General features: G+C 42.4%; 6 protein-coding genes and 1 pseudogene. 2 read left to right on the top strand and 5 right to left on the bottom strand.

Annotation, left to right across the window (positions count from 1 at the left end):
- Positions 1-662: pseudogene (locus AAFM34_RS14270) on the bottom strand (cadherin repeat domain-containing protein); the annotation flags it as partial.
- Positions 663-921: 259 nt separating this feature from the next.
- Between AAFM34_RS14270 and AAFM34_RS14265 the strand changes: the two are divergent.
- A complete protein-coding gene (locus tag AAFM34_RS14265) occupies positions 922-2,235 on the top strand; it encodes a TolC family outer membrane protein (RefSeq protein ID WP_341663939.1) in 1,314 nt (437 codons plus the stop codon).
- A complete protein-coding gene (locus AAFM34_RS14260) occupies positions 2,211-2,858 on the top strand; it encodes an OmpA family protein (protein ID WP_371833280.1) in 648 nt (215 codons plus the stop codon). The genes AAFM34_RS14265 and AAFM34_RS14260 overlap by 25 nt, the downstream gene beginning before the upstream one ends.
- Positions 2,859-2,920: 62 nt before the next feature.
- On the opposite strand, the gene nhaA is transcribed toward AAFM34_RS14260, so the two are convergent.
- From nhaA to AAFM34_RS14240, 4 genes are all read right to left on the bottom strand, one after another.
- A complete protein-coding gene (gene nhaA, locus AAFM34_RS14255) occupies positions 2,921-4,087 on the bottom strand; it encodes a Na+/H+ antiporter NhaA (RefSeq protein WP_341663935.1) in 1,167 nt (388 codons plus the stop codon).
- 234 nt (positions 4,088-4,321) lie between these two features.
- Positions 4,322-5,440: a lipocalin-like domain-containing protein gene (locus tag AAFM34_RS14250; RefSeq protein ID WP_341663932.1), complete on the bottom strand. Its 1,119-nt coding sequence runs from the start codon at positions 5,438-5,440 to the stop codon at positions 4,322-4,324.
- Between the two features lies 1 nt (position 5,441).
- A complete protein-coding gene (locus AAFM34_RS14245; RefSeq protein ID WP_341663930.1) occupies positions 5,442-7,895 on the bottom strand; it encodes an ABC transporter permease in 2,454 nt (817 codons plus the stop codon).
- Positions 7,876-8,547, bottom strand: a complete 672-nt coding sequence (locus tag AAFM34_RS14240) for an ABC transporter ATP-binding protein (protein ID WP_341663929.1) — start codon at positions 8,545-8,547, stop codon at positions 7,876-7,878. The genes AAFM34_RS14245 and AAFM34_RS14240 overlap by 20 nt, the downstream gene beginning before the upstream one ends.
- Positions 8,548-8,616 lie beyond the last annotated feature (69 nt).

Here is an 8,616-nt window from a genome sequence, read left to right as displayed (position 1 = left end):
TTAGCAAAGGCGCTGACCCCTGCCGCCGTGAGACTGATTTCCCCTGAGGTGGCGTTGATTTCAAACAGATCGTTCCCGCCGCTGCTGACATTGGTGGTGATGCTGTAGGTGACATTTTCGCCATCGGCGTCACTGGCGGTTACGGTGCCAAGCACATCGCTGTCTGAGCGGTTTTCATTGTAGCTAAAGGCGTAGCTCGCCTGATTAAACTCTGGCGCGTTGTCATCTGCAGGGGCCGCATCCACTTCAGTTGCAATTACTGTTTCGGTCACTATGTCCAATAATGCTAAGCTTTGAGTTTCAGATAATCCCTGAGACTCTAGACCTGTGGTATCAAAATCAGTTCTTACTGTTGTTTGCAAAGCAGTTCTGTCGATATCACCTGTGCCGGTAGGACTCGAACCATTTTGCCCCCCTGCGGCTGTCGCAAACTCTTCGTTTTGGGTTGGGTCAATACCCTGTTCTATCTGATCGAAGATCGATGCTATTTCGCTATCTAGATCTATGTCAAATGTTTCGCCATCATCAGTAACTAATCGAGCATCCAGATCTGTTGCTGCAGGAGCGCCTTGTCCAAATTCAACGATAACTTCTCCTGCCCTCGGTGCTTCTCCCGGAGTAAGCTCTCTTAGTTGACCATTTGCATCAATAACGACTGACATGAATAACGCCCACCTTTGCTATAAGCACAGCTATGGATAATATTAACTTTAGTCCTTGTATGCGTATTGCGCCAACCTGTAAATAAACGTTTAGTAAAGCTTTACATCTTTTCGATACTTAATTTGCATTTTTGGTAAAAAGTTTCCATTTTTTCAGTCAGTTGTACTATATTATTCAATGAATTGCACTTAGGTGAATAAGATTAATTTATAAGACTTTTATCTTATTTTCAGTAGATTAATTTGAAAGGAGTCTCCCTTGAATTGGAAACAAGCGATTCTTGCCAATAGTCTCGCTTTCGTTGGTTTTACCAGCAACGGCCAAACTCTTGAGCAAGCTGTATCGATAACTTTAGCAACTAGTCCAGAGATAAAGAGCACGTTTAATTTATATAAAAGTGCGCTAAAAGAAGCAGATGCCTCTGCTGGAGCTTACTTACCCAATGTGGATTTGGACGCAGGGTTAGGTAGAGAAGGTATCAGCCCAGCAAGGTCTACTGGTAGATCTGATACTGACTTAACCAGAAAAGAAGCATCCATCATACTAACCCAACTTTTATGGGACGGTAATGCCACTCTGAATGACATAGACAGGACCTCAGCGCAAGCTGAATCATCTAGGTTACAAGTATTGGCAGATGCTTCCGACCTAGCTTTAGAGGTCACTGAAGTTTACCTTAATGCTGTCAAATCAAATGAAGTTCTCGCTCTTTCTGAAAGTAACCTTGCTGTGCACAAAGAGATATATCGTGATATCAAAAAGCGTGCAGACTCAGGCATTGGCTCTACTGCCGATGTTACCCAAGTGGAAGCTCGTATTGCTAAAGCTCATGGTAATCTACTTGCCGCGCAAAATAACCTAATCGACACTCACACTCAGTTCAAAAGGTTAGTTGGACAGAGCCCATTGGGTTTGATCTATCCTAGAGCTGACGAGTCTAAGCTACCAATCACGCTTGAAAACGCCTTAGATACTGCTTTTAATAATCACCCAGTAATTAGGATTTCTCAGGCTAATGTCGATTCAGCTCGTTATCAATACAAACAATCCAAAGGTAGCTATTACCCTACGATCTCGGTTGAAGCTAGTCAAACATGGAGGGATGATTCGGGAGGAAATGTTGGTAGCAGTGATGAATCACTAGCCATGCTCAGGTTGAGCTATAACCTTTTCAATGGAGGATCTGATAAAGACCTTTCCGAACGTGCTGCATACCAATTAAACAGAGCAAAAGACTTACGTGATGATGCTTATCGTCAAGTGGAAGAGAGCTTAAGATTATCATGGAGTGCGTTGGATCTCACCTTGCAGCAGAAAAACTTCCTTGCAGATCATGTGGATTCAGCATCAGAGACAGTCATTGCGTACGAGAAGCAATATCAAATTGGACAAAGAACTCTTCTTGACCTTCTCAATACCGAAAACGAGTTATTTGAAGCACGAAAAGATTACCTTGATGCCCATTATGCAGAACAATATGCAAAGTATCGAGTGATGAATGCCACTGGCAACTTACTAGATTCCCTATTAGTCGATGTCCCATCTGAATGGGCGGAACAAGTGGAGTATTGATCGTGAAAAGCGTAAGTATATTTACACTTACTAGCATTAGTATTGCCTTATCTTTTACGTCTCAGGCTAATGAAGAAGATGAATACAGTTATATCGACACTCCGAAAGCCATTCAAATAGCAGACCTACTAGATGATGACAGGGACGGGGTCATCAATGCAAGAGATATTTGTCCAGACACCCCAGAAGGTGCAAAAATCAACAATGATGGCTGCGCGGAGTTAGTCAAAGAACAAGAAGAGCTAGCTATGAGGGTTCTCTTTGCTCACGATTCTTACGAAATTAATCCTGCTTTTGCAGAGCAGATACAAATGATGGCTGACTTCTTAGAGAAGTACACATCAGCATCAATTCAGATACAAGGACATACGAGTAAAGTCGGCCCTGAAGCATACAATTATAATTTGTCAGAACAAAGAGCAAACGCAGTAGAAGAAGAGCTGTTGTATTACGGTATAGCTCCCGAGCGAGTTACCATAGTGGGGTTTGGAGAAAGTAGGTTGGAAGATGAAGGTGATGATGAAGTCGCACATGCAGCTAACCGAAGAGTAACCGCTAGTGTTGTAGGTCTAAATGAAAAAGTTGTTGAAGAGTGGAGCATATTTAGCATTATAGAGAAATAGCTCATCGATAAATGGAAAAACGCTCCTCGTATATGGAGCGTTTTTTAATTTTACGTTGTATCTTACGCTGGCTTATCAGCCAGCTTAGTCTTTTTTGGTAAAGATATACTCAGCAGAATATAACCAATGATTGCCGCAGTCGTCGAGCCCATGAGAATCCCTAGTCTTGCATAGGTATCGTACTCTGGATTGACCTGACCAAATGCCAAGGATGATATAAAGATAGACATTGTAAAACCAATACCGCACAGTACTGAAACTGCAAATATATGAACAAAATTAATGCCCTCAGGTAATTTAGCAATTCCAGCCTTTACTGCGATCCAGCTAAAACTGTATATGCCAAGAGGCTTACCAATCAATAACCCAAGTGCAATTCCCAATGGAAGCATAGATGTTAAACCATCAATCGAAACACCCGCGAGGGAAATACCCGCATTAGCGAAAGCAAACAAAGGAAGTATCCCAAAAGCGACATAAGGGTGAAGTCCATGCTCCATACGTTTAAGTGGCGATTCCTCGTCTTTCTTTCCTTTCAGAGGTATGGCAAAACCAATAACCACACCTGCCAAAGTTGCATGAACACCCGATTTAAGCACTGCAAACCAGAGTATTGCCCCAACTATCATATATGGGGTCAACCTTGTTACCTTCTTAGCATTTAGAATAAATAGCGCTGCGGTCATTGCAAAACCAACACCCAACGCCGTTGTCGATAGCTCTCCCGTATAGAATAGAGCAATGATCACCACAACACCCAAGTCATCAATAATTGCCAGCGCCAACAAGAAGACTTTTAGGCTGACTGGCACACGGTTGCCAAGAAGAGCCATTATACCTAGCGCAAAAGCTATATCTGTAGCTGCAGGGATAGCCCAACCCCGAATCGCTTCTGGATCACTACTATTAAAAGCTACATAGATAAGTGCGGGAGCCAGCATACCACCAACAGCGGCGATTGCCGGGAAAATCGCGGTTTCCCACGACTTGAGAGCCCCTTCTAATAGCTCTCGTTTAACCTCGAGGCCTATGATAAGGAAGAAGATCGCCATTAAGCCATCATTTATCCAATGTGAAACAGACAAACCTAGCACATAAGAGTGAAGAACAGATTGGTAAATTTCATTAAGCGGTGTATTGGCGATAGTCATTGCAATCACTGCTGCAATAACGAGAAGAATGCCCCCAGATGACTCCATTTTGAAAAAATGGCGAATAATATCATTCATGATATCGTCCCTTTAATTATTATGTTAATAAACGATGAACAAACAATAGAACTGAGTTTACGCATAGATATCCTTAAGGAAAAATCGCTTGTTTGGAGGTTATACTTCGGTATTTTCGATAAATACAGAGTAACACCACGTTTATTCCTGTCTTAATTATAGGTAAATTCAGAGAATTACCAATATAAACAACAACTCTTGTGATAAACAGAAAAAGTTTAGTGGCTTTGCGACTTAATACCCCATTAAGAGCATAAAACCAGATGCTTCATGTGAACCAGAAGCCCTGATTGGCCCTTGCCAGTATGGGATAACAAAAGGCAGCCAAAAATCGTTATCAATCGCACTAATAACCAAATCAATACCGAGCTCTTTTACGACTACTCTCCACTTGGTGGGTATTCGCTTTCCACCAGTAAGAAAAGAAAACTCTGTCGGCTGTATGGAAACACCCTGTGGAAGCAAGCTAAGCACTTGACCATCAATGCGATACAACTCTCCTCGCCAATGCGCTGAGGTTGTTGACTGGCTATAGCGAGTTACAGACAGTACCGTTTCATGATCTAAGTTAAACGTAAACCAGTCCATATGTTTACTCACAGGTCTAATCAAACCTGTACCCCATTCCTTGCTTATCCAGCCTTGGCCTTCTACATACGTTAACCCTTTTTTTCCTAACTTTATATCACCCTCTACCTTAAGGAATGGGCAAGCAAGGTTATAGGAAGCAACGGATAGCAATGGGTAATTTTCTACATAGCCTTTATCACCAGGTAAAACACAAGGAGCCGACGATGTTATATTAAGCTGCAAATCAAATGTGTCACTAATAAGGCTAAGATGCCCTGGAAAAGGAGCTTGACTAGATGAAGTAAGATTCCAATTATCGATCCATAAATGAAAAGGCTTATGGGAAAACCCTGCTTGCCCAATACCACCTCTTGCAAGTCGTTGCTCTCTCCATGTCTCAGTTTCATTCGCTATCACAGCATATGAAATATAGAGGTGTGGTTCTTGCCACCCTTTACTCTCTCGATCATCTGTCGCAATCCTGATGTAGGTCCACTGAAGACTATATTTCTCTCCACGATCATCTTCTAACATTGCAAAATAATGCCATAATTCATGCTGATACTGACCATGAAGACTGAAGTCTTCAGGAAGCTTGACCGGAACATTAGGTAAGACGGGCTCAAATATACTTTGAGTTTTGGTTATATAAGGCAGTGAGTCGGAGTTCGTTTTTTGGGGTAGAAAATACTGCAAGTAGACAAAACCAATAGCCGAAGTAGTAATGGCCGTTATTAAGACAAACACTGTCAGCAAACGTAACCGACTATTAGCCTTTCCCATGCTACAGAGAGTTCCGTACAAACTTCATTGGCGTATGTCGAATCATTCTCATCGTTGGTAGAGCTCCGGCTAGCATAAGTGAGCACATTGCCATAATGCTAGTTTGAAAATACTCTCCCGAAATCAACTGGAGGTTAAGCGTCCATCCAAGAGAGGGTTTCATAACGATATCAACTATAAGGTTAGCCAAAGCTAGGCCTAGAGGTAAAGCAATTAGGACTGATATTACACCGAAAAGAAACAGTTGTAAGCTGCCCATGAGAATTAATTCTTTACCCGTTATACCTAAACATCTAAGTAATGAAACATGTCGTTGACGGGATACCTCTCCAGCAAGACTCGCGAAGAAAATACCGCATATCGCAATAACGAGTGTAATATTGCCAAGGGTGTCTGCAATAGAAAAAGTCCTATCAAAAACCTTCATTGCTTTCTTATGGATATGACTATTGTCATAAGTTCGCTCAGCACCCACTCGAAAAACAGAGTGTAAACGATGTTTTAGGCCTGAAGCTTTAATACCATCTTGAAGTATCACTCCTAAGGTCACCGAACCACTATCTTTAAACGCTTTTAGCCAGTTGTGGTGAGACAACATGATCTGATTATACGGGTTGCCATAATCATAATAAACGCCGACTACCTGCCAACTTTTTCCTAACTGACCGAATAAGTCAATACTGTCTCCGGGACGTATACCTCGCTTAATCGCCATTGACTCACTGATCATCACTCCTTTAGAGTGATGTAAATGATACCAATAATTAGGAATACCTATTTTCACCGTCAGAGAGTCCCACTCCCCATCAGAGTGACCTGTACTTACAACTTGAGTAGTTTCATCTACTGAGTCAATTTGCTGCTCCCATCGCCACCATACAGACTCGACTTCAGGCTGTTCAGACAACCAACTGGTCATCCGTGTAGCAGAGCTGCTACTTGGGTAGATATAAAGATCCGCAGCTAGCCGTTGGCTCAACCATTTATCAGTAGTATCACGGAAGCTTCCAACCATGGTCTCCACACCAATATTTGCAGCCATTGCCAACATGAATGCCATTGTAGCAACCCCTCTATAACTCATACTTGCGGCAGCATCAGCAAAAAACCATCTCAGTTTGGGCCATTTAAGAACGTATGAGAGGCTATCAAAGAGTTTCCAGATAAAATACGGTGTAAACAGTGCCACACTCACTAACATTAGCGCAATGATGATGAATCCCGAGACTTGTGTTTGAGGAGCCTGATAAATCGCAATAGCAACAACACATAGTACACATGCGAATGCAGCTTGTAATGAAAACTCAGTACCGGCAAAACGTACTAATGATAGCCTAGCAGTGAGCCTTATTGGTTGGGTTCTAAGCAAACGAACTATTGGCCATGCACATGTCAGACAAGCACCAAGCATTGACATAGCCAAGCTATACATAGCTGACGACCAATCCCACGCAACAACAAGCCCGACATTAGCGTCATACAAGTCGCGTAAGCTTCCTGACACAGCGGGTATTAGCTGGTTAGCAAGAATCATCCCTAAAAAATTACCGCACAACCAACTGAAAAAAATCAAGACCAGTAGCTCAATAGATAAAGCTATAGTTAATTGGCTTCCTGACACCCCTGTCTGACGCATAATGCCAACAAGAGGCTGCCTCTGAGTCAACGACAAAGACATTGCCTGATAAAAAATAAACAAGCCTACGAGAAAAGCTAACATTCCCATAGCACTTAAATTCATATGAAACGCTTGTGTTATCGACTCAAGTTCGGCACGAGAATTCCGCGTTACAGTCATTCCATTAGGTAAATAATTTTTTAACCGAGTCAGCTTTTCGGCCGGCATTTCACCACAGGCAATTAAAGAAATTCCTGCTTTGCGTTCAATCATTCTTGTCAGTGAAATATCAGCAATTACCCGTGTACCCTGAATCAAACCACGCTTATCCACAATAATCGGCCCAAGCGTACTGCCATCACTTAACGTAATTTGATCTCCATCCTGCCAATTCATGTGTGTTGCTAGATCAGCACTCACCATTACTGGATGCGAGGGTGCCATTAGTGGAAGAGAAAGGAAATCTTTCAGGTTGAGGCTCTGTTGAAATTGCCACATAGTAACAGGATCAAGACCGACCAAGATCAATTCAGAGCCATTGCTAAGATTAAGTCTCAGCCGATCAAAAGGTGCACATTGGTTAAACCCATCTCGACGAAGTTGCACATAAAAGCCTTGTGGTATTTTATTGGTAATATGCTTAGGACGAATTCGATAAGGGAGGGGGTTAGAAAAAAGCTTCTCACCATGCTGATAACTGCTTTTTGCATGGTTGTTAATTGACGTAACTCCAACTAGGAGAGAAACGCCTAAAGTAAGACCAAGCCAGACAAGAAGGATTTGAAAAGGATAGCGTCTGTAATGGCCCAACAATGCCTTAACTACGGGCCATAACATGTAGCAGCCCTCCTTGGAGGCGAACCCTACCCTCCATATGAGAGGCGACTTGCTCACTGTGAGTAACTAATAACAATGTGCATTCTAATTCTCGGGTTAAGCTCGTTAGTAATCGCATCACAGCTTCAGCATTACGCTCATCTAAACTGCCAGTAGGTTCATCCGCGAGTAATAACTTGGGTTCCATATACAAAGCACGAGCTATAGCAGCTCTCTGTTGCTGGCCACCAGATGCTTCTTCAGGGTATCGTCCTAAAAGTGGCATAAGATCGAGAGATGAGAGGATTTGACGCCATAATGCAGTGTCCTCGGGTAGCCCCTTTAACTGTCGGCAAAAACGAATATTATCGGCGATATTTAAGGTAGGAATTAAGTTAAACTGCTGAAATATGAGTCCTACATTGTTTCTTCGATATGAGGTCCGCTGGTTTTCACCCACTTGGTGCATCGAAAAGTTGGGAAATAGGATTTCTCCTGAATCAACCGTATCTAAACCTGCAATAAGATTGAGTAGCGTGCTCTTACCGGAACCACTCTCACCCATCAAAGCAACTTGCTCACCTTGATCCAATGACAACTCAGCACCTTGCAGTACAGGGTGAAATTCTCCACCATCCACATAGCCTTTACAAAGGTCTGTTAGTTGCAGCATCAAAAGTCTCACAATTTTTAAAATTGGACTGTGAATCTACACTAAAATACTGGCTTGAGAAAGCATTTT

It is taken from the genome of Vibrio sp. (assembly GCF_038138445.1).
In the GTDB taxonomy this organism is placed as follows: domain Bacteria; phylum Pseudomonadota; class Gammaproteobacteria; order Enterobacterales; family Vibrionaceae; genus Vibrio.
The sequence above is the reverse complement of the archived record's forward strand: the minus strand, read 5'-3'. Positions and strand labels throughout refer to the sequence as shown.

Coding starts and splice junctions, on each gene's coding strand:
- AAFM34_RS14250 (WP_341663932.1), bottom strand. CDS start 5,440: ATGGGAAAGGCTAATAGTCGGTTACGTTTGCTGACAGTGTTTGTCTTA.
- AAFM34_RS14260 (WP_371833280.1), top strand. CDS start 2,211: ATGGGCGGAACAAGTGGAGTATTGATCGTGAAAAGCGTAAGTATATTT.
- AAFM34_RS14240 (WP_341663929.1), bottom strand. CDS start 8,547: ATGCTGCAACTAACAGACCTTTGTAAAGGCTATGTGGATGGTGGAGAA.
- AAFM34_RS14245 (WP_341663930.1), bottom strand. CDS start 7,895: ATGTTATGGCCCGTAGTTAAGGCATTGTTGGGCCATTACAGACGCTAT.
- nhaA (WP_341663935.1), bottom strand. CDS start 4,087: ATGAATGATATTATTCGCCATTTTTTCAAAATGGAGTCATCTGGGGGC.